Below are 21,956 nucleotides of genomic sequence, written 5' to 3'. Positions count from 1 at the left end.
AAAAATATGAAAAAAATAAAATTAAAAATTCCGGCTACCGTAGCCAATCTTGTATGTGGATTTGACATCCTGGGCATGGCAGTATATGAACCTTATGATGAAATGGAAATCCGGTTATTAGAAACTCATGAAATCATTATCAGACATACAGATCCGTTTGGACTTCCTGAAGAACCCTTTAAAAATGTTGCAGGAATTGTGCTTTTAAAAATTCAGGAACATTTCAATTTAAAAAATGGTTTTGAGGTCATTATTCACAAAAATATAAAACCTGGAAGCGGGCTCGGCTCCAGTGCGGCTAGCGCCGCCGGAGCCGCCTTGGGAGCCAATATTGTATTAGGAAATATCATGTCAAAAGATGAAATGATCCATTTTGCAATGTTTGGAGAAGAACTCGCCTCAGGTGTTCGTCATGCAGACAATATTGCCCCTTGCATCTATGGTGGGATCACATTGGTAAAATCTACAAACCCGATTGATATCATTCCATTGAATGCACCTGATTTATTTGTTGCTGCGGTACATCCTCAGGTGGAAGTTAAAACTTCCGATTCAAGGCAGATCTTAAAGAAAACCATCACCTTAAAAAGTGCCGTTGAACAATGGGGAAACATTGCTGGTCTCGTAGCCGGTATTCAGAAAAATGATTTTTCACTGATCGGCAGAAGTCTCAACGATGTCATCGTAGAACCTGTGCGGAGTATCTTAATTCCGAGATTTGATGAAATTAAGTCGAAAAGCCTTCAGATCGGAGCCCTGGGAGGAGGAATTTCAGGGTCTGGACCCTCCATTTTTATGCTTACAGAAGAAAAAGAAACAGCTGAAAAAATTGCCGGTATGATGAAAGCAATGTATGACGAAATCCAAATAGACAACCTCATCTATGTTTCCAAAATAAATCCGGTAGGAATTGAAATCGTTGAAGAACCAAATTAGAATAAAAAACAGATGAAATATTATAATTTAAAAGACAGTCAGGAAAACGTTGATTTCAGAACTGCAACCATAAAAGGACAGGGGAAAAATAAAGGATTATTCTTTCCCGGAAATATTCCGTATTTCAAAGAAGAATTCATTCAGAATCTTCATCAATATTCTGATGAAGAAATTGCTTATCAATGCATGAAAGATTTTACCGGAGATGAAATTCCTTCAGAAATACTAAGAAAGATCGTTGCAGAAACCATAAGTTTTGAAATTCCTTTAAAAAAAATAAATGATGACATCTCAGTGCTTGAGCTTTTTCATGGTCCTACCCTGGCATTCAAAGATATTGGCGCAGGATTTATGAGCAGATGTCTGTCTTATTTTTTAGAAGATAAGAAGAAAAAAGTTACTGTTTTGGTCGCTACTTCAGGAGATACCGGTGGAGCTGTTGCCCATGGATTCTATGATATCCCTGGAATTGATGTCGTTATTCTTTATCCTAAAAACAGAATAAGTCCTGTTCAGGAAAAACAGCTTACAGCATTAGGAAAAAATATTTATGCCCTGGAAGTCAATGGGAGTTTTGATGACTGCCAAAGTCTGGTAAAGCAGGCCTTTGCAAATGAGGAAATCAACAGTCAATTATTTCTGACTTCTGCCAATTCCATCAATATTGCAAGATGGCTTCCCCAGCAGATTTATTATCTGCTAGCCTTAAAACAATGGCAAAAGATAGAAAAGAAAGCACCTGTTATCTGTGTTCCAAGTGGGAATTTCGGAAATATCTGCGCAGGAATTTTAGCACATCTCCGTGGTCTTCCTGCCGACCATTTTATTGCAGCCTGTAATGCTAACGACGTAATTCCTGAATATTTAAAAACTAAAAAATTCAATCCTAAAAAAGCAATTGCAACCCTATCCAATGCTATGGATGTGGGGGATCCCAGTAATTTTGTCAGAATCCTTGAACTCTTTAACAATGAATTTGACCTTTTAAAAAATAAAATATCGGGCTATTCTATTGGTGACCAAAAAACGATGCAAACTATTACAGAAACTTATACTAAGTACCATTATATTCTGGATCCCCATAGCGCCGTAGCCTTTGCTTCACTGCAACAATACCTTCAGGAAAATCCGGGTAAAAAAGGGTTCATTCTCGGAACAGCACATCCTGTTAAATTTCCTGATGCAGTAGAAGCTGCAATCAAAACTAAAATTGAAATTCCCCAGTCTCTGAATGACCTGATGAAAAAGGACAAAAAAACTGTAGAAATAAATTCAGATTTTGAAGAATTAAAGCGATTTTTGCTTGACAAAAATTAAACAATGAGTAAAATATATCTTGAAGATGTAAAAATATATGCCTATCACGGGGTTTTGCCGGAAGAAAATATTATTGGGACTTATTATATTTTAAATGCAGAATTTCATACCGATCTGTGGAAAGCCTCAGAATCTGATGATCTGAATGACACCATAAGCTATGCCGATATTAATGATATTATTCATCAGGAAATGAAGATAAAATCCAAGCTTCTGGAACATGTGGCTGGAAGAATTATCTCAAAAATTCATGACCATTTTCCACAGATCAGCTATATCAGGCTTAAACTTACCAAAACAGCACCGCCTATGCAGGGAGAAATGAAAGGAGCAGGCATTGAGCTTGAAAAAAGTTTTAAGCCGGAAAATTAAAATTCTTATTTTTATTTCATTAAAAAAATACAAAATTGAAACTCATTAAAATATTATTTTTAGTAGCATTCATCAATGCTTTCGGTCAGGGAAGTGTTGATAATCAATTAGCCAGTTATAACTTTCCGAAGATCAGATCCAGCATTACCATGCCGGTAACGATCCCGCTTACAGAACTCAGCAATATGGTAAACGCTTCTGTAAAAGATCTTATCTATCAAGACGATTCTTATACAGATAACAATAATGACCAGTTTAAAGTTAAAGTCTGGAAAACCAGACCTATCCGTCTGGTAGGAGGAACCAGCCAAAACCTCCTGATTGAAGTTCCTTTAAAAATCTGGGCAGAAAAAGGAATCGGAACCCTGGGAGTTTATTCTTACCAGAATACCACTTTTGAAACGGTAATGTCCTTTAATACAACTGTTAGTTTTAAAAACAATTGGACCATTACCACCAACACTCAGCCTAACGGTTTCAGATGGGTAACAAAACCAGTTCTGGATTATGGCAGAATACAGATTCCTATCACTCCTATTGTTGAAAAAAGCCTGAAGGAGCAACAGCTAAAATTTTGCAAAACCATAGATCAGCAAATGGCAACCCAACTGAATTTTCAGCAATATGCCGTTATGGCCTGGAATACATTTGCACAGCCATTCAATATTTCTGAAGAATATAATACCTGGCTGAAAGTAAGTCCGGTAGGCGTTAATATAACCCCGCTAAAATTCTACGGAAATCAGATCAATGCAACTCTTGGAATTGATATTTTCTCAGAAACTTTTACCGGAAGTAAACCGGCTACCTCTCCATCTATAACTTCAGCAAGTAATTTCAATTTCTCTCCCACTGTTGCAGATAAATTTGTTTTACAGACTACGGCTAACATTCCTTTTACAGAAGCCAGCAATATGGCCAGAAAAACATTTTTAAATAAAGAATTCGACATCAGGGATTCCAAAGTAAAGGTAACAGATATCAGAGTATATGGTTTGGATAACAGAATCGTCATTGAAGCACAAACAGATGGTTACATCAAAGGAACAGCTGTTATTTCAGGAATTCCGGTGTATGATGAAGCCAAAAGAAAAATAGTTTTATCGGATACCAAGTTCAAACTTAAAACAATGAATATTCTTCAAAAAACAGCTTCTGTCCTATTTCAGGGGAAAATTGTAAAAATGATTGAAGAAGAATACGGAATTCCAACCCAGGAACTTGAAGAAACATCCAGAAAAAGCATTGAGGACGCTTTCAACAAAGAATATTATAAAGGATTAAAGATGAGTGGAAAAGTATTCAATCTTAAACCAAGTAAAATACTTCTCAACAATACAGGAATCACTGCAGTCATTGACACTAATGCCACTTTAAAGCTTCTTGTCAACGGATTCTAAAATTCTAAAATTTAAAAAACTAATAACCATCCATGAGAAAATTTTTAAAAATAGTTGAAGATCATAAAGCTTCGCTGGGAATCAGGTTTTTGAATAATCTTATTGATCTGTTTATACTAATCATTCTCAATCTTATCATAACTATGATCTCTGATATTCTTTATGCCCTTACTGATATTGAATATTTCTACTTTTACGGTAACAGTGCTATATGGTGGCAGTTCCTCATCGGAAATATTAACTGTTTTATTTATTACTTTTCGATGGAAAATTTTTTAAACGGGAGAACAGTAGGAAAATATATTACAGGTACCAAAGTAATAAGTACTGATGCCACAAAACCAACAACCCAACAAATTATTTATAGAAATCTTGCCAGACTTGTCCCCTTTGATGGACTCTCTTTTTTCGGAGTTAATGGATGGCATGACAGTTGGACAGATACAAGGGTAATTAATATTAAAAATTATGAGTCTGAAAAACAGGCTAAAAGCGAAATTGACGGTCTGGGAAAGAAAGAAATTGCATAAAAACTTTGGATTATATAGAAATTTAGCTATATTTGCACACCTCAAAAATGGTAAGACATGGTACTTTGGCCGAGCGGCTAGGCAGTGGTCTGCAACACCATCTACAGCGGTTCGAATCCGCTAGGTACCTCTAAAACCTCTAAATTTTATTTAGAGGGTTTTTTTATTATATTTTTTGCCATATTTTACTTATCAATCTTAAAATAATCCAACCGAAAAACTAAGCTGAAGATAAAAAATGACTTAACGAAACAACAGTCTATAGATCGGATTATTCATACTTACACTCTACATTACGGAAACCCATAACCTCCGTATCTCTTTTTTCTACACATTTGCATAAAGCCTATCCAATGAAAAAAGCAAAACTACGCGCCATCAGAAAACAAAAAGGCTATTCTCAACAACAGGTAGCAGATATCATTCCTACAGAAGTTTCCAATTACAGCCGGAAAGAAAATGGCTATATAAAAATCACGAAAAATGAATGGGAAAAGATAGCTCTCTTCTTCAATGTTCCTGTTGAAGAAATTTATGAAGCAGATTATACGTCACATCCTTCCAACGAAATCTCCGGGGAAAATATGCATACTTACATTTCCCAACTGGAAAAAGAGAATATTGCATTGCTCGAAAAAATTGAAATATTAAAAAATATTATTAATCATTAAGCTCTTTCAATCAAAAAGAGCCTGTTCAATAATACAAAAAGTGATGGACAGAAAATGATCTTGCTCAAAGATAAATCAACATCAATACTATCTTTTATAAGTACTGTCATATACAAACAAAAAAAATCCTCGGAAATTCCGAGGATAAAAACTAATAACCATGAAAACTCAAATTAAACATGAGTTGCATTGGTATATTGAAAAATCGTGCCAAAAGTTATTTTTTATGAAAAAAAAATAAAATTAATTTAATAAACAGAGAAAATTAAATTAAAAAATAAACACTCAAAACAAATTGAACTTTAAATATATACAAATAATAACTCCACTAAACACAAACAATACAAATCCAGATCTACAATTATTAACAATTTAATAATTGAAAAAAAGTATAAAAATAAAAATTAAAGAAATTTAAAAATTCTTCAAAAATCCAGCATAATCCAGAAAAGGCACAAAAAATTACAACTTGGCATAATTCATTCTATTATTTAACATAATATCTAAATCTAATATCATGTCACAAAAACAGTTAAAAAAAACAGATTTTGCTGAAAACAATGAAAAGCAATTTCAGATTGAGTTTAAGACGAATGAAATAGGTGAAGGAATAAACCTTATTGTACAGAAACTGAATGAAAATGGAGAGTATGAAATGCTGCAAGCCCCGGTTCGAAGATTAAATGACAGCATCTTTGTTGTCTGGGATCATCCTTTTGATGGCAGAATCCTTTTTGATCAATAAAAAAGCCTCCGGGTGGAGGCCTCAAAAAACACAAATGATGAAAAAAAATTTTATATCAGAAATAAAAATTAATCTTTTTAATTCTAACTCAAAATTAGATCTTACATTTTATCTATTTTATGCGTACAGTCATAAAAAACCTGCAAATATTACGTTCTGAAAGTAAATCCCAACTTCCTATTCTACTTTTTACACATAAAAAGTTCCCCGAAATGAGGAACTTGTAATTAATCATAAGGATATATGGAATAGAAAATGTTTACTCAAAGATACCTGAACCGTCTCCAAAAATATATGAGTACAGTCATCAACCACCACAAAAAAGAAAAGGCCTCCTTTCGGAGGCCTAAAAAACACAAATGATGAAAAAAATCTATTCAGAAAAATCCAAACAGAATATTGTATAAACTGTTTCTATATCCCGTTCCGGTATATTTAACAGTTATTAATTACCCATATTATCGATTAAAAAATCCTCATTAGAGGATTTGTAAATGTAGATAAATATTTTGTTTTGACAAAGTTATTCTTCCCATGTGATTGGAACATATATCGTAATGTATCCGTCATCATCTATATTTTCATCTGATACAGTAGCAATTACTGTTCCATAACCTACCCAGCCACCCTGGCCCTGAATGCCTGAAAATTCATAAGTTCCTTCCGGAAGATCTTCCTCAGAATATTGTGGAAGCGCACGGTGATTGTATTGGCCAGTGAAATAATCCACTCCCGTAGCTGTATTTTTGGCGACAAAACCTCCCAGATCAAATCCTGAACCTGAAAGCATTTTCGTTCCATTCATAGAGATCAATCCATAACGAACCGGATATGTCTTTGTTTTTGTATCCTTCACAGATACTTCTGTACGAGCTTTAGACGGAGATTCCACAACATCAGTGGAAGAAAACGAAGTAGTAACAGCCAGTAATCCTACTACAGCGGCTACTGTAAAAATTGATTTTTTCATATTGAAAGTAATTTAGTAACTCAAAAATAAGCATCGTAAATTAAATCAACAAAAATTATGGATTAACTATATTTTACGAATTTCTTCTAATAAAAAATTCCTCAGCAAACCAGGGAGCAATGATAAATCTCGTTTATAACGAATAATTTTCAAATTTTAAAACTTTAATTCTCCTTACAAATACTTTGCTCAAATTTTACAAATCCCCTTTATTACGATGAAATGTATTAGGATTTAGAATTAATTCAATTATTTCAACATTAACTTTAACATTCTTTAACTAATTTTTGGCTTCATAATTGGAAATAAAACTAAAACTAAAGCCGTTTTGGCTTAAGCTTATTAAAATTTGAATTATGAAAAAGATAGTATTAGCAGGTTTTTTATCCGTTTTCTTATTTACGGCCTGCAAGAAAGATGATAAAGTTGCTGAAAAATCGTTGGAAGAGCAAAAGCTTGAATTCCAGTCGAGACAGCTTGAAATAGAAAGACAGAAACTGGCTATTGAAAAAGAAAAGCTGGTATACGAAGCTCAGAAAAAAGCTGATAGTATTACTGAAACCAAAAAAGCGAAAGCTATTGCTGAAAATAATTCAAAACCAAGAGTTATAAGAGAAACAAGAACAGTATACCGTGACAGAAACTCTAACTCCAATTCAGGAGGCGGAAGCAATGGCGGATATGCAGATAACGGAAGCAGTGCTTCACAGGGAACTACTCAGAAAAAAGGAATGAGTAAAGCCGCAAAAGGAACCATTATTGGAACTGTAGGTGGTGCTGCTGCCGGAGCCATCATTGCCAAGAAAAACAGAGGTCTTGGAGCTGTGATCGGAGGTGTCGTAGGTGGAGCTACAGGATATACTATCGGTAGATCTCAGGACAGAAAAGACGGACGAGTACAGCCTCGAAGATAAATTTTTTCACCACAAAATATAAAGATTGCTTATTTTTAGGCAATCTTTTTTTTATGATACTGATTCTGTTTTCCACTATTTTTCTTCTTCCGGTCTTATTGGGACTCGGAAAAATCATGGAAAAATTTTCAGGAATATTATTTCAGGGAATTTCAGGAAAAATACTTTCAGGAATTATGGGAATAAGTCTTGTATGGACCGTTATTTCCTTTTTCACTCCTCTGAATATATATGTAGAGACCATCAGTATTTTATTGGGGATCCTTTATTTCTTTAAAGAAAAACTTTATCTGGAATTTTACCGGTTTTCAAAAAGAGATTGCTTTTTAACTCTGTTTATTTCCATCATCATTCTATTCACCGGAGCTTATTATCCTTATATATTAGATCATTTCGGATATTATGTTCCCACAATCAAGTGGCTTACAGAATATGGACTCATCAAGGGTATTTCCAATCTGGATCTTACCTTGGGGCAGATGTCAGTGTGGCATATTTTCCAGGCTGGTTTTTCCAATTTTTCAGATCCTTTTCTGAGAATCAATTCCATTCTCCTGATTATTTACACCCTATACAGTATTGAAAAAAAAAACTGGATTCATCTGTGTTTTATCCCGATTTTATTATTTTTTTCACAATCACCAAGTCCTGATCTTCCGGTCATTGTCTTTTCTTTAATTATTCTGAATGAGATAATATCCGGAAATAAAAACACCAGTCTCCTCTTTGCTTTTTCAGTTTTTGTTTTTTCTATAAAACCTACCATGATCTGGCTTCCTGTACTGGTTTTTCTTTGTCAAACTTTTATTTTCAAATCAAATTTTAAAACCCTGTTTTTCGGAAGTATCATCTTAGTTTTATTCTTTATTAAAAATATATGGACATTCGGATACCCTGTATTCCCAGTATCTATCGGAGACTTTGGTTTCAGCTGGAAACCGAATGATGAAATATTGAAAACCTCTTCCAAGTATGCTGTCATGAAAACCTATGACATGCAGTATTCTTATGAAGAAATTAAGAAGTTTTCCACATTGGAGCATATAAAAAACTGGTTTTTTCTGAAGGGGATTAAATCAAAAATAAATATCCTTTTTATAGTAAGCCTATTTACTTTTTCAGTCTTTGCCTGGGTTAAAAAAAAGAGACTCATCACCCTGATCTGTATTTCCCTATGGATAAAAAGTATATTGGTGCTAGCATTCTCAGCACAATACAGGTTTTTTATTGATGTATTTTTCATCATATTTTTTGTTTTGTTTTATGAATACTGGGACAGAAAAAAATCTATTGCTGCTTTTTCTGTACTTAGTTTATTCTTTATTTCACTTTTGACTTTTCCTGGTATTATTCAAAAATACATTCCAAGTTTTCAGCTTGGGAATTTTATGGCCGGATTTAAAAAAGATCAGTTTTATCAACCATCAGTTTACTATTACCAACAATTCAATACTTGTAAGGTTGGGAATTTAGAATTCAATGTCTCCAGAAATTATCCTTATAATTTTGAAACTCCCTTGCCGGCTATATCTCCAAGCTTTATTTTTGACGATGTAAAAGCTGAAATTTTCCCTCAGCCTGTCAACAAAAATGACATCAGCAAAGGATTTATCTGGAAAAGAATGACTTCCGGAGAAAAAAAAGAAGCCTCAGCAGTGATCAATATTATCGAAAACACTGATAAATAGAACAAATGCTGAAACTTTATTATATGAAGAAAAAAAGGTAATTTTGTATTATGTTCAACACATTAGGTAATCTTCTTAGTCTTACAACATTTGGAGAAAGTCACGGAGTGGCTTATGGCGGTATCATCAATAATTTTCCGGCAGGTTTAACGGTAGATCTCGATAAGGTTCAATATGAACTGAACCGAAGAAAACCCGGCCAGTCTGCTATTGTTACACAACGAAAAGAAAGTGACACAGTAAAGTTCCTTTCCGGAATCTTTGATGGAAAAACAACAGGTACACCCATCGGTTTTATCATTGAAAACGAAAATCAGAAATCAAAGGATTACGACCATATAGCTGGAGCGTACCGTCCGAGTCATGCAGATTTTACATATGATCAGAAATTTGGTTTCAGGGATCATCGTGGCGGAGGTAAATCTTCGGCAAGGGAAACCATGAACTGGGTAGTGGCAGGAGCTTTAGCCAAACAGCTTTTACCAGAAATTGAGATCAATGCTTATGTTTCTTCTGTAGGTGATATTTTCTGTGAAAAACCCTATCAGGCTCTAGACTTTTCTCAAACTGAAAGCAATGATGTACGTTGCCCGGATGCTGAAACAGCAGAAAAAATGATTGCCAGAATCAAAGAAATAAAAAAGGAAGGAAATACAATCGGTGGAACCATTACATGCGTGATCAAAAATGTTCCTGTAGGAATTGGTGAACCTATATTTTCAAAACTTCAGGCAGAACTGGCAAAAGCAATGCTGAATATCAATGCCTGCAAAGGTTTTGAATATGGAAGCGGTTTCTGTGGAGCAAAAATGACAGGGAAAGAACATAACGATCAGTTTAATACTGATTTTACTACAAAATCTAACTTGTCAGGAGGTATTCAGGGAGGAATTTCCAACGGAATGGATATTTATTTCCGCGTAGCATTCAAGCCGGTGGCAACGATTCTGAGACCTCAGGACAGTATTGATAAAGAAGGAAATCCTGTTATTGTAGAAGGAAAGGGACGTCACGATCCATGTGTAGTACCTAGAGCTGTTCCTGTAGTGGAAAGCCTTGCTGCATTTGTACTGGCAGACCTATTTTTGATTAATAAAACAAGAAATATCAATAATTTTTAACTAAATATTCGGGTGATGAAAAATTACTGGGATCAGGGAATTTCGTTTGAAGAATACCTTCAAATCGCACAACAAAGATTAGATAATCCTGCTAACGAACAGGAAATCGAATATAAACAATATTATGAGCTTGGGCTTCATAGAATGGACAGAACAATAAAGAAGTATGTTCCGGATGAAGACCAGAGAAAAGAATTAGCAGCCAAAAATTTTGACGGAAAGATTTTAATTATTTCCGAGGCTTGGTGTGGAGATGCCAGTGCAACAGTTCCTGCGCTTTTTAAATTCTTTGAAGGTCATAATGAGATCAGAGTTTTTCTAAGAGATAATGACAAAAGCCTGATCAACCAGTTTTTAACCAACGGTACAGAGTCTATTCCTAAAGTATTAATACTGGACAAGGATTTTAATGTAAAGAATTCATGGGGCCCACGCCCAAAGTACGGGTATGAATTATTAATGAAATATAAAGCAGACCCCGAAGGGTATCCAAAAGACACCTTCTATAATGATTTGCAGATTTATTATGCTAAAAACAGAGGTAAGGATGCCGTTCAGGAAATCTTAGATCTGTTATAAACAACAGAATATGAAAAAAGGGATTATTTATATTGCATTAATTGTCATCATCGGTATCATTGCATTTATACCGGGAGTAAAGGATTTTCTGAAAAATCAGTTCTTCCCTATTGCTACCATTGAAAATGCAGTACACATCAATGAAGAGGATTATGATGTAGATCTTAAGGGAATCAATGCTCCAAGCACTAACCTTAAGAACTTTAGAAACAAAGCGGTTTTCCTGAACTTCTGGGGAACCTGGTGTCCGCCATGCAGAAAAGAATGGCCATCTATTCAGAAGCTGTATGATTCCAGAAAAAACAATGTAGATTTTGTACTCATTGCAATGAATGATAAGGAGGAGGATGTAAGAAAATTTTTAAAGGAGAATAACTATACGGTACCGGTCTATATTGCGCAGAGTCCCCTATCTGAAAAGATCCTTCCTAAAGTTTTCCCAACTACTTTCCTTCTGGATAAAACCGGCAGAATCATCATTAAGGAAGATGCCACAAAAGATTGGGACACAGAGACTGTGCATCAATTCATTGATAATATCATCAAATAATTTTTTAACTAAATTTTATAATTTGTTGGTACAGGATTTGTGAAATTTATAGTGTTGAAAAATTTGTTTAAATCCAAACACAAAATGAAATATTCAAAATTAAATCTTGCAAAAGAAGCTATCAGTCACAAGGGCTTTGTAAAAAAGATCCCTGATATTTTCAGAATGGTCAAAATGTGGAGAAAAGGAACTTATCCTATGAAATCCATTGACATTATTCTTCCCCTACTGGGAATTTTATATGTGATCTCTCCTATTGACCTCCTTCCTGAATTTGCCATCCCGGTACTTGGAGTAATGGATGATCTGGCCGTATTGTCACTCACCATTCCAAAACTCGTCAAAGAGGTTGACAAATTCTTACTTTGGGAGGCTGAACAAAAATACAATGGATCTCAGGTCATTGATGCTGAAATCGTAAAATAATAGTTTATTTATATTTTTTAAAACCATTCTGTTTAATGCAGGATGGTTTTTTATTAATCAAATAGGTGATAAATTTTTAAGCCTTATTTCAAATCCTTAAATTTGCACTATCTAATAAAAAATAATGGAAAGTAAAAAAGAATTCTTCTTGGAATGCTACAAGCTAGGCATCATTAAATTTGGAAGGTTTACCTTGAAAAGTGGCATCGAAAGTCCTTTTTATGTAGACCTGAGACCTTTGGCTTCGGATCCTAAAATTTTAAAAAATCTTGCTAATTATTTATTGGAAATGCTTCCATTGGATAATTTTGATTTAATCTGTGGAGTTCCTTATGCTGCTCTTCCTATGGCAACAGCGATGTCACTGGAAAGTTATATTCCATTAATTATTAAGAGAAAAGAAGCAAAAAGCTACGGTACCAAAAAACTGATCGAAGGAATTTATCAGAAAGGTCAAAACTGCCTTTTGGTAGAAGATGTTATCACTTCCGGAAAATCTTTGGTGGAAACAATTGCTGAAGTAGAACAGGAAGACCTTAAAGTTGCAGATATTGTAGTAGTACTGGACAGAGAGCAGGGTGGAAAACAGCTGTTGGAAAGCAAAGGGTATAGAGTACACACTCTTTTCAACATTTCTGAAGTATGTGGAATTCTTCAGGAAACCGGAGAGTTATCTGATGAAGAAGTGAAGAGAATTCAGGATTTCTTACAGGGTAATCACATTCAGTTTGAAGAAGAAACCAGAAGTTCTTATGAGCAGAAGCTGAGCAACACTCAACATTCTGTTTCGAAAAAATTACTGGAAACAGCTTTGGCAAAAAAATCAAACCTGATCGCTTCTGCTGATGTAACAACTACTCAGGAACTATTGGAATTAGCAGAAAAAGTAGGTCCGCACATTATTGCTTTAAAGACTCATATCGATATTATTTCCGATTTTGATTATGAAAAAACGATCACTCCATTAAAAGAAATCGCTGTAAAACATCAGTTCCTATTGATGGAGGATAGAAAATTTGCAGATATTGGAAATACTCAAGAATTACAGTTTACAAGCGGAGTTTTCAAAATTACAGATTGGGCTGATTTTGTAACTTCTCAGGTAATCGGAGGTTTCGAATCATTGGACTGCTTCAAAAATGTAGGGGTCGTAGCCATCGTTGGAATGTCTTCAAAAGGAGCTTTAACAACAACCAGCTACCGTGAGGAGGCTTTAAAAGTAGCTTTATCGCATCCTAATGTAATCGGAGGGGTTTCTCAAAATAAAATTCCTGAAGATCTTCTGCTATTCACTCCTGGGGTAAACCTTGCAGATTCAGGAGATGGAAAAGGACAGCAGTACAATACTCCGGAACATGTTTTCAAAACTTTACATACAGACTTCATCATCGTAGGAAGAGGAATCTATAAATCTGAAAATCCGGAAGCAGCAGCTGTAACTTATAAAAATGAAGGTTGGAATGCTTATATTAATTCTTTGGAAAAAAAAGAAATTCAAAACTAAAATCTTATAAAGTATATACAAAATAAGCTATATTTGAGACTTTATCACGGATATTTGAAAAAGATCAGCATTTGTCTTATTTTGTTTTGTGGAGTCGTACAGGTTTCTGCACAGAAAGACAGTATATATATTGGAGCAAAACTTTCTCCTGACAGAAAAACCCTTGAGGTAAACCAGGAGATTGTTTATTACAATCATTCTGACAAAGAACTGCAAACTGTAAAACTTCTGAATTGGGTTTCCGCCTATAATAGACGTGGAACTTCTTTAGTCTACAGAAAACTGGAAGACAGAAACAATGATTTGCATTTTGCAAAGAGTCCTGAACTGGGAAAATTACTGGAACTGGATATTAAAGATCCAGAAAACCAGGAAATATCCGTAAATGCTATTTCAGATGAAAATCTTTTCCTTCCCCTGAAAGAAGCATTAAAACCCGGCGAAAGTATCACCCTGCAGCTACACTACCGTATGCAGCTTCCCGATAAAAAATTTACGGGATATGGAACATCCGGTCAGAATACTGCTTTAAAATATTTCTTTATTGTTCCGGATCATTTTGATCCGGACAATATTTCTGAAAGAAAATACCACGATATTGAAGAGCCCGTTAGTTTCAACACTTTCTGGACAGTAAATTTTGATATTCCGGTAAACAGCTTTATCGAAAGTAACCTACCTCAGATTCAGATGAACTCCTTCCAGGGTTATTTGGATTCTGATCCTGAATTTTCAGTTTCACCCAATACTTATCCTATCATAAAAACCAATATTGATGGTACAGATACTGAAATTAAGTTTGGTTATAACCTTAAGCCTGAAGAAAAACAGAACCTGGAGTTTTACTTACCTCTTCATTTAAAGTTCCTTAAAGAAAAAATCGGATCTCTTCCGAAGAGTATATTTATCTCAGATAAGTTCAGAGCAAAAGAAGATTTCTTCGGGAATAATGATATTACTTTCTGGAAATTCAGATTCCCTTTATTTACTGATGCTGAAAAAACAGACCTTGATTACTTCGGAATTATTACCAAAAAAGTTCTTGATGAGAATATCATTGCTGATAAACAAAAAGATCATTGGTTTAAAAGCGGTTTAAAATCATATCTTGAAATTCAATACCTGAAAAAGTTCTATAAAGACACCAAACTTTTAGGGATGCTGCCGGAAGCCAAAATATTCGGGATCAAACCTTTAAAATTATTTCATGCATCCAAGGTAAAACTTCTGGACCGTTACGGATTAGCTTATCAATATATTATGCTTCAGAACCTGGATCAGAAAATTGATGAAAAATTCACCTCTTTAAGCAACTTTAATGATATGGCGATCAGCAGTTTTGAGACAGGAAGCCTGTTTAATTATTCTGCTGATAAAATGGGGGATCAGAGCTTTAATAATCTTATAAAAGAATATCTTTCAAAAAACTCAGGAAGAAAAGTAAATCCTGATGATTTCCTGAAACAGCTGTCTGAAAAAGAAAAGTCTGCCCATTATCTGGGTCATTTTTTCAATCAAAAAAACAGAGTGAATTTTAAGCTGAAACATATTAAAAAGGAAAATGATTCTTTACAGATCAAAATTGCCAAAAATACAGATGCTTCTATTCCTGTAAAACTTGAAACAGAAACCAGAGACGGAGAAATAAAATCCTATTGGATAGAAACAGGAGAAAATGAGAAAACTAAAGATATTTCTCTTCCTGTATCTGATAATATTTATAAAGTAACCTTAAATAATGATTACATTTTCCCGGAGTCCAGCTATCGGGATAATTTCTTATATGCCAAAGGATTATTTCTAAATACCAAAAAGCTCAAATTTAAACTTATAAAGGATATTCCGAACCCAGAATACAATGAAATTTATATAAGCCCCAGAATTCGTTTTAACAACACTTACGATAAATTCTTATTGGGTGCTAATTTTAAAAATCAATCCTTTTTTGATCAGAAATTTCTGTATTCATTTACGCCAACATATAGTACAGGAACAGGTAAACTGACTGGTTCGGGAGCAGTTTCCTACTCTTTTCTGCCAGCTGAAAGTGTATTCAGAAGTATTACATTTGGAGTTTCCGGATCTTATTTTCACTATGACTATGGATTAGCATACAGAAAAGGTTCTGCATTTTCAACATTCAGCTTCAGGAAAAATCCAAGGAGTACAGTAAGCAGGAGTATTGGAGTTTCTTATAATTATTTTGAAAGAGATCTGAGCCCTGTCATGATCGCCAATGATGACTACAAAAAATACAACCTTTGGGGATTGGGATACGGTTATAGTGACAGCCAGATGATCCACGAAAAAAGCTTGAGCCTGAGCGCTCAGGGCATGGAAGACTTCAACAAAATCACCGCCGAAGGATTCTACAGATGGGAATTTGCTCCAAAACAAAAGCTGAGCGTCCGATTATTTGCAGGATATTTTCTAAGAAATGATACCCGAAATGACTTATTCAATTATGGGATCTCAAGAGTATCCAACTACACATTCTCTTATAATCTGTTAGGAGAAAGTGCCAGCAGTGGTCTTCTTTCACAGCAGTTTATTCTGGCTGACGGAGGGTTCAAATCGTTTCTTCCCGGAACGGTTAATCAATGGATCACTTCTGTAAATGTAGACTCCAGCATATGGAAGATTTTTCATGTATATGCCGATGCAGGAGTATATAAAAACAAGGATCATTCTGAAAAATTTATCTGGGACAGCGGAATTAAGGTAAGAATCATCCCGGATTTCCTTGAAGTTTATTTTCCGGTGCAGTCTTCATTGGGATTTGAGCCTGGATTCAAAGATTATGCGAAACGGATCAGATATACGCTGGTTCTTAACCTTGGATCTATCATCAATGCAGCAAGAAGAGGCTGGTATTAAAAATAAAGGAACAGCTTAAAACATAAGCTGCTCCTTATCAAAAAATATTGAAAAACTAATCTTTTACGATCTTTTGTGAAACCGGTGCATTATTTATTGTTCCCGTTACAAAATAGGTTCCCTTAGGAAGTTCTGTAATATCTATATTCTGGGCAAATTTTGTAGGTGATTTTTTAACAACCTGCCTGAATGTATCATATATCCTGACATCTTTGATCTGCATTCCGAAAACTACCTTACCATCTTTAACAAACGGATTCTGAACAAACCCTCCTTTTCCAGCTCCTTCTGCAGAAAAATCTGCCATATTATCGCTGTTATTCTCTACAGTCCTTCTGATAGCAGTTGATGCTGTAGGAGAAGGAGCGGGACCATCACCTTTAAACTGGTCTGCATTAGCACCATACCCTACAAAGTCCAGTACATTAGAGGCTGACGGGCTTGTCACCTGTACAATATTTCCAGCCAATACTAATTTTCCGGATGTACCTGAAATTCTTATTCCAGCAGATTTATTGGGAGTTCCGTCAAAATTCGTAACTGTTGTCGCAATAAAATCCGGTGTTTGTAATGCTTCCACTCCTCCATCCACTGCTGCTTCCTGGATCAGATAAGTCTCCTCCGGTCCCAAGGTAAGATCAGGCAGCGTATGGTATTCTGTAAAAGCTCCGATTGCCGGTGCATATTGTATACTTGCCCCTGTCAAAGAAACCAGTGTGGTTCCTATATTTTTCAGAACAATATAATTATTTTTGAAAACAGCTCCTGAATTTCCATTCCCGCCATAGATCTCATTGATCACAATCTGGGCATTTGCAAAAGCAGTTACCAAAGTTAAACAAGCAATAGTAAATATTTTTTTCATTTAAATAATTTTAAACATGATGTCGTTGTAAAAATATCAAAAACAAAACCATTTAGTTGGGAAATTACAAAAATTCTGTCATAAACATGCTATATTCCAACAATTAAAATTAAGTTATTAACATAAAAAAATCCGGCCATTTCTTCGAAATGGCCGGATCATATTTTGATCTAAAAACTAAATTTAAATTAGTCTTTTAAGATTTTTTGAGATACCGCTTCTTTGTTTACTGTACCTGTTACGATATAGTTTCCTTTTGCTAATTCAGCAACATTTACAGTTCCGTTTTGTTTTACAGAAGCTTCTTTTACAATCTGTCCAAACATGTTGTATACTTTTACATCTTTAACATCTGCTCCGAAAGTAATTTCGCTGTTTTTCACGAAAGTGTTTTTCACGAAGTTAGCAGAAGACTTTCCTTTGATTTCTGTAACAGCTAATGAACCACCAACAGTTTTGATAACGATATTATCTAAGTAAGCTCTAAGAGAAGAACTAGGAGTTTCAAACGTAACTGTTGAGTTTGCTTGACCACCTGTAAAGTTTACTGTTTTTGATTCAGGAGTTCCACTCATAACAGCTGAATAAGATACAGTTTGGTTTGCTAAGTTAGTTACTTTTACAATGATAGTACTTGGAGTACCTGTCCATCCTTTAACATCAAAAGTGATTACTACATTTCCTCCATCAGTTGACAAATCTAAAGTCTTTGAAGTCATAGTTCCAATAACAGAACCTGTTCCTAATTTCGCCATTCCCCCTGCACTGTATACTTTCGATCCAGTAGGAAAGTTTGCTACAGGATTTCCTGATGCACTGTAAACATCTGTTGCATCAGGAGCATTAGCACCTGTTGAAGCAGTATTTCCACCCGCTGAGTAAGATGTAAAATTTTCAGATAAAACAACAGTTTGTTGAGCAAAGATTCCACTTGCTACCATTACTGTAGCAAAAAACGAATAAAGTTTTTTCATGATTTAAAATTTTATTTATTAATAATTTTCGTAACAAAATTACATCATTTTTCTAATTTCACACAATAAATAGGTTAACTTTTTGTTAATAATAGTTGGTTCATTGCTATTAACATTTTTTAGTTATTTTTACGAATTATTTTTCAGGAGTTGCGGAATATTTTTATCCTAGTCGTTGTATTTTTCTTTGGCATATTTTCAGGAAATGCTCAGGTATTCTCATGGAAAAATCCAAACGTTCCTGAAGACAGCATAAAAAAGGACAGTATTCTCGCAGCGAAGTTTGAACAGGACATTTTTGCAAAAGATACTTTAGACTTTATACGCACCCACAACAGAATTGTTGTTGACGAAGCTGTACTGGCTAAAAATGATAAAAAAAGATTTTTAGGAGAACTTAATTCCAAAGGTTCCATTATCCGTGGGATTACATTTGGTAATAATCAGGGACAATCTGTGCAGAGTTCCATGGATCTCCAGATCTCTGGCCGCCTTTCCAAAGATGTGACTATTTTAGCAAGTATTTCCGATCATAATTTACCTATTCAGGCAGACGGATATACTCAGACTTTAGAAGAGTTTGACAAAATCTACATGCAACTTAATATTAAAGATAAATCTATTCTTAGAGCAGGGCATCTTGACCTGATGGAATCTAAAAATTATTTTGCCAAATACCAGAGAAGAAGCATGGGGATTCAGTTTCAGACTGAATTCGGAAAGGAGAATAAAACATTTCTGGACATTTCTGCAGGGGTGGCGCGAAGTGAATTTCACAGGATCCGTTTTCAGGGAGTTGAAGGGAACCAGGGTCCTTATCGTTTGACAGGAAAAAACGGAGAGCAGTTTATTACGCTGATTTCCGGTTCCGAGCAGGTATTTATTGACGGAATCCTAATGAAGCGTGGTGAAAACCAGGATTATGTCATCAACTATAATACCGGTGAGGTTACTTTTACCAGCTTCCGTCCTATTTTCCAGCAAAACTTCGTCACTATTTCCTACAACTACGCGAACAGGAATTATTCAAGATATTTATTTACAGGAAAACTGGAACATCAGAGAGAAAAATTCAAGGTTGGGCTGAACTGGTTTATGGAGAATGATAATAAAAATGCTCCTCTTGCACTAAGTCTATCAAAAGAAGATGAACAGATCCTTGCTAATGCAGGAAATGATCCCAATTTGATGTATGCTCCATCTGGAGTGGTTACGGAATATGATGTTAACAAGATCTTATACCGTTTAACTGCCGGAAGTTTTTATGAACTTTCTACAGATCCAAATGAAACTCTTTATCAGGTTTCGTTCACCTATTTCGGAGCTAATCAGGGAGATTATAAAACGGCGCAGACTACCAATAACGGACGTGTTTTTGAATATGTAGGTCCTAATGCCGGAGATTACAGAGCAGTAAGAAAACTTCCTTCTCCACAGAAATCTCAGGTGTTCTCTCTTAATTCTGAATATTTGCTGGAAGAAGGAAAAATCGGAGCTGATATTTCTTTGAGTAATTATGACATCAATTTATTTTCATCAAAGGATTCTGGCCAGAATATGGGCTATGCATGGCGTATTTTTGGGAATAAAACATTTACAAAAAACTCATGGAAAGGAACACCAAGCTTTGAATACCAATATATAGACAAACAGTTCCATATTCTGGACCGTATCAATGACGTGGAATTCTCCAGAGACTTCAACTTAGCTCAGGAATTCAACAAAAAAACACAGAATCGATTTATTTTCAGCTTTTTAAATAAATGGAATAATAAATCTACTTTGAATTACCGTGTCAATTATTTAAATGAACAGGATTCTTATAAAGGACTTAAAAATGACCTGGATTTCGGTTGGATCACCGGAAGTTTCTTTACAAAAGGAAACTTATCATTCCTGAATACCAATGCTACCCTTCAGGACACAAAGTTTATCCGTGGTGGAGTTTCAACAGAATTTACCGGAAAGAAAGGAAGCTGGACTTTAGGAGGAAGCATGGAGCATAATGAGAAGAAATACAATGATACCCAGCTTATGGATGTCACAAGCTTCAGCTGGAAGGAAATCTTTGTTCAAAAGAAAATCGGGGACAGCACCCGTACAAAGCTGCTTGCCAAGGTATATATGAGGGATAATGATTCTGTACGGGACAACAGACTTCAGAACATGAACAATATCCTGGGATTCATGGCGGAAAGCCAAATCATCAAAACCGAAAAAACGACTTTAAATGCATTGATTCATTACCGGAAATTCTTCTATCAGGGTACTGATATTGAGGTAACCAGAAACAATGATTTTGTGGTTGGAAATATTCTCTATAATCAACAGCTTTTCAGAAACGGGATGCGTTTACAGGCATTCTATGAACTTGGAAACGGACAGGAAGCGCAGAGAGAGTTTCAATATATTAAAGTAACAGACGGACAGGGTGTTTATAAATGGACGGATTACAATGGTGACGGCATTCAACAGCTTGATGAATTTGAAATTGCTGAATATTCTGATTTAGCTAAATACATCAGGGTTTATACCAATTCCGTACGATACATCCCATCCAATAAAAATAAAATACAGCTAGCTTTATTTGTAAATCCGGCCATTGTCTTTAATTCGGAAAATGCCTTCCTAAAACGTTGGAACTTCAACATTTCATTAAACTCTCAGAATTCATTCTATAAAAAAGATAAAGTTTTGGTGTTGAATCCGTTTGAAAAAAACAGTGATCAGATCCTTAAAAATCAAAATATTTTAGCCTCCATACAATTTAATCCGACTGATAAATCCGGTTGGAACGGGAATTATCGATTTATTACGAATGACAATCTCATCAATGCTAATTTCAGTAATGAAGAACGTGAACAGACTTCTCACTTCCTGAATATTGGATACTGGTTCAATAAGGAATTCAGAGTAGACTGGGAAAACTCCGTTCATGATATCAAAAACTCATCGCAGTTATTTACAACTAGAGATTACCGTTTAAATAATTTTGAAACCAAGCCAAAAGCCACTTATAAATTTACAGATGCTCTTCAGGCAGAACTTTCTTCTGCTTACCGCCAGAAACAAAGAATAGACGGGGAAGAATTATTAAAAGCTTTTGATATTACAGGAACCGTTCAATGGGAATTCAGAAAAACCTCCGTTCGCGGAAACTTCTCCTTTATCAACAATAATTTCAATGGAAACAATTTCAGTATTGTGGGTAACCAGATGCTTGACGGTCTGAAACCAGGAAAAAACCAGGTATGGAGTGTATTCATCCAACAGGCCATTAATTCATTCATCCAATTGAACCTAAATTACGAAGGAAGAAATTCAGGAGAAAGAACGATTCATATTGGAAGCATGCAGGTAAAAGCAAGCTTCTAGAGATTTAAGGTTTAAAATCAGTCATTCTTATTATAACAATTTTTCTCCCCACTCTCATACTTTCATACTCTAAAACCCTAAAACTTTCCCTCCCTAATACTCTCCCACTCATTTCAAACTCATCACTTACATTAATAGATAA

General features: G+C 35.0%; 19 protein-coding genes and 1 tRNA gene. 17 read left to right on the top strand and 3 right to left on the bottom strand.

The genetic code is table 11. From position 1 onward, the window contains the following. Positions 1–6: 6 nt before the first annotated feature. The 8 genes from M2372_RS14260 to M2372_RS14225 all read left to right on the top strand — a co-directional run bounded on the left by M2372_RS14260 (position 7) and on the right by M2372_RS14225 (position 5,971). Positions 7–936, top strand: a complete 930-nt coding sequence (locus M2372_RS14260) for a homoserine kinase (RefSeq protein ID WP_123320692.1) — start codon at positions 7–9, stop codon at positions 934–936. Between the two features lie 12 nt (positions 937–948). Further along, on the top strand, positions 949–2,253 hold the full coding sequence (gene thrC / locus M2372_RS14255) for a threonine synthase (RefSeq protein ID WP_123320693.1): 1,305 nt from the start codon (positions 949–951) through the stop codon (positions 2,251–2,253). A 3-nt stretch (positions 2,254–2,256) separates the two neighbouring features. Then, positions 2,257–2,625, top strand: a complete 369-nt coding sequence (folB, locus tag M2372_RS14250; RefSeq protein ID WP_115973643.1) for a dihydroneopterin aldolase — start codon at positions 2,257–2,259, stop codon at positions 2,623–2,625. A 35-nt stretch (positions 2,626–2,660) separates the two neighbouring features. Beyond that, positions 2,661–4,025, top strand: coding sequence for a DUF4403 family protein (locus M2372_RS14245; RefSeq protein ID WP_123320694.1), 1,365 nt, complete (start codon positions 2,661–2,663; stop codon positions 4,023–4,025). A gap of 32 nt (positions 4,026–4,057) precedes the next feature. Further along, the gene (locus M2372_RS14240) at positions 4,058–4,555 is read left to right on the top strand and encodes an RDD family protein (protein WP_123320695.1); all 498 of its coding nucleotides are present in this window, start codon (positions 4,058–4,060) and stop codon (positions 4,553–4,555) included. A 59-nt stretch (positions 4,556–4,614) separates the two neighbouring features. Next, a tRNA-Cys gene (locus tag M2372_RS14235) sits at positions 4,615–4,685 on the top strand. 223 nt (positions 4,686–4,908) lie between these two features. Next, complete coding sequence (locus tag M2372_RS14230) at positions 4,909–5,226, top strand: helix-turn-helix domain-containing protein (RefSeq protein WP_115973638.1); 318 nt, start codon at positions 4,909–4,911, stop codon at positions 5,224–5,226. Positions 5,227–5,743: 517 nt separating this feature from the next. Next, entirely contained in the window at positions 5,744–5,971 is a 228-nt protein-coding gene (locus tag M2372_RS14225) for a glutathione synthase (protein ID WP_123320696.1), read from the top strand. 523 nt (positions 5,972–6,494) lie between these two features. On the opposite strand, the gene M2372_RS14220 is transcribed toward M2372_RS14225, so the two are convergent. Then, positions 6,495–6,941, bottom strand: coding sequence for a hypothetical protein (locus M2372_RS14220; RefSeq protein ID WP_115973635.1), 447 nt, complete (start codon positions 6,939–6,941; stop codon positions 6,495–6,497). Positions 6,942–7,297: 356 nt separating this feature from the next. On the opposite strand from M2372_RS14220, the gene M2372_RS14215 reads away from it, so the two are divergent. From M2372_RS14215 to M2372_RS14180, 8 genes are all read left to right on the top strand, one after another. After that, positions 7,298–7,855, top strand: coding sequence for a YMGG-like glycine zipper-containing protein (locus M2372_RS14215; protein WP_123320697.1), 558 nt, complete (start codon positions 7,298–7,300; stop codon positions 7,853–7,855). Between the two features lie 116 nt (positions 7,856–7,971). Then, the gene (locus tag M2372_RS14210) at positions 7,972–9,543 is read left to right on the top strand and encodes an LIC_10190 family membrane protein (RefSeq protein ID WP_228455767.1); all 1,572 of its coding nucleotides are present in this window, start codon (positions 7,972–7,974) and stop codon (positions 9,541–9,543) included. A 50-nt stretch (positions 9,544–9,593) separates the two neighbouring features. Then, positions 9,594–10,664: a chorismate synthase gene (aroC, locus tag M2372_RS14205; RefSeq protein ID WP_068944604.1), complete on the top strand. Its 1,071-nt coding sequence runs from the start codon at positions 9,594–9,596 to the stop codon at positions 10,662–10,664. Between the two features lie 15 nt (positions 10,665–10,679). Beyond that, positions 10,680–11,243, top strand: coding sequence for a thioredoxin family protein (locus M2372_RS14200; protein ID WP_115973632.1), 564 nt, complete (start codon positions 10,680–10,682; stop codon positions 11,241–11,243). A 10-nt stretch (positions 11,244–11,253) separates the two neighbouring features. Further along, positions 11,254–11,793 (top strand): TlpA disulfide reductase family protein, encoded by a 540-nt coding sequence (locus M2372_RS14195; RefSeq protein WP_115973631.1) that lies wholly within the window; start codon positions 11,254–11,256, stop codon positions 11,791–11,793. Between the two features lie 84 nt (positions 11,794–11,877). Next, on the top strand, positions 11,878–12,219 hold the full coding sequence (locus M2372_RS14190; RefSeq protein WP_123320699.1) for a YkvA family protein: 342 nt from the start codon (positions 11,878–11,880) through the stop codon (positions 12,217–12,219). Positions 12,220–12,343: 124 nt separating this feature from the next. After that, a complete protein-coding gene (gene pyrF / locus M2372_RS14185; protein ID WP_123320700.1) occupies positions 12,344–13,723 on the top strand; it encodes an orotidine-5'-phosphate decarboxylase in 1,380 nt (459 codons plus the stop codon). 33 nt (positions 13,724–13,756) lie between these two features. Beyond that, positions 13,757–16,600, top strand: coding sequence for an aminopeptidase (locus tag M2372_RS14180; protein WP_228455768.1), 2,844 nt, complete (start codon positions 13,757–13,759; stop codon positions 16,598–16,600). A 55-nt stretch (positions 16,601–16,655) separates the two neighbouring features. Here M2372_RS14180 and M2372_RS14175 read toward each other — a convergent pair whose 3' ends face one another. Together M2372_RS14175 and M2372_RS14170 are read right to left on the bottom strand one after the other, a co-directional pair. Beyond that, the gene (locus M2372_RS14175; protein WP_123320702.1) at positions 16,656–17,465 is read right to left on the bottom strand and encodes a T9SS type A sorting domain-containing protein; all 810 of its coding nucleotides are present in this window, start codon (positions 17,463–17,465) and stop codon (positions 16,656–16,658) included. Positions 17,466–17,653: 188 nt separating this feature from the next. Further along, a complete protein-coding gene (locus M2372_RS14170) occupies positions 17,654–18,439 on the bottom strand; it encodes a T9SS type A sorting domain-containing protein (RefSeq protein WP_123320703.1) in 786 nt (261 codons plus the stop codon). A 150-nt stretch (positions 18,440–18,589) separates the two neighbouring features. Here M2372_RS14170 and M2372_RS14165 point away from each other — a divergent pair, with 150 nt between their 5' ends. After that, on the top strand, positions 18,590–21,814 hold the full coding sequence (locus tag M2372_RS14165) for a hypothetical protein (protein ID WP_123320704.1): 3,225 nt from the start codon (positions 18,590–18,592) through the stop codon (positions 21,812–21,814). Positions 21,815–21,956: the final 142 nt, after the last annotated feature.

Origin of the sequence: Chryseobacterium sp. BIGb0232 (assembly GCF_024810195.1) — a bacterium.
In the GTDB taxonomy this organism is placed as follows: domain Bacteria; phylum Bacteroidota; class Bacteroidia; order Flavobacteriales; family Weeksellaceae; genus Chryseobacterium; species Chryseobacterium pennae.
Note: the sequence above shows the minus strand (reverse complement) of the source record. Positions and strands in the feature narration are given on the sequence as shown.

What these genes read in the sequence shown, in the direction of transcription:
- M2372_RS14215 (WP_123320697.1), top strand. Translation starts at nt 7,298, where the DNA reads ATGAAAAAGATAGTATTAGCAGGTTTTTTATCCGTTTTCTTATTTACG.
- M2372_RS14170 (WP_123320703.1), bottom strand. Translation starts at nt 18,439, where the DNA reads ATGAAAAAACTTTATTCGTTTTTTGCTACAGTAATGGTAGCAAGTGGA.
- M2372_RS14210 (WP_228455767.1), top strand. Translation starts at nt 7,972, where the DNA reads ATGGAAAAATTTTCAGGAATATTATTTCAGGGAATTTCAGGAAAAATA.
- M2372_RS14230 (WP_115973638.1), top strand. Translation starts at nt 4,909, where the DNA reads ATGAAAAAAGCAAAACTACGCGCCATCAGAAAACAAAAAGGCTATTCT.
- pyrF (WP_123320700.1), top strand. Translation starts at nt 12,344, where the DNA reads ATGGAAAGTAAAAAAGAATTCTTCTTGGAATGCTACAAGCTAGGCATC.
- folB (WP_115973643.1), top strand. Translation starts at nt 2,257, where the DNA reads ATGAGTAAAATATATCTTGAAGATGTAAAAATATATGCCTATCACGGG.
- M2372_RS14225 (WP_123320696.1), top strand. Translation starts at nt 5,744, where the DNA reads ATGTCACAAAAACAGTTAAAAAAAACAGATTTTGCTGAAAACAATGAA.
- thrC (WP_123320693.1), top strand. Translation starts at nt 949, where the DNA reads ATGAAATATTATAATTTAAAAGACAGTCAGGAAAACGTTGATTTCAGA.
- M2372_RS14195 (WP_115973631.1), top strand. Translation starts at nt 11,254, where the DNA reads ATGAAAAAAGGGATTATTTATATTGCATTAATTGTCATCATCGGTATC.
- M2372_RS14260 (WP_123320692.1), top strand. Translation starts at nt 7, where the DNA reads ATGAAAAAAATAAAATTAAAAATTCCGGCTACCGTAGCCAATCTTGTA.
- aroC (WP_068944604.1), top strand. Translation starts at nt 9,594, where the DNA reads ATGTTCAACACATTAGGTAATCTTCTTAGTCTTACAACATTTGGAGAA.
- M2372_RS14175 (WP_123320702.1), bottom strand. Translation starts at nt 17,465, where the DNA reads ATGAAAAAAATATTTACTATTGCTTGTTTAACTTTGGTAACTGCTTTT.
- M2372_RS14200 (WP_115973632.1), top strand. Translation starts at nt 10,680, where the DNA reads ATGAAAAATTACTGGGATCAGGGAATTTCGTTTGAAGAATACCTTCAA.
- M2372_RS14220 (WP_115973635.1), bottom strand. Translation starts at nt 6,941, where the DNA reads ATGAAAAAATCAATTTTTACAGTAGCCGCTGTAGTAGGATTACTGGCT.
- M2372_RS14190 (WP_123320699.1), top strand. Translation starts at nt 11,878, where the DNA reads ATGAAATATTCAAAATTAAATCTTGCAAAAGAAGCTATCAGTCACAAG.
- M2372_RS14240 (WP_123320695.1), top strand. Translation starts at nt 4,058, where the DNA reads ATGAGAAAATTTTTAAAAATAGTTGAAGATCATAAAGCTTCGCTGGGA.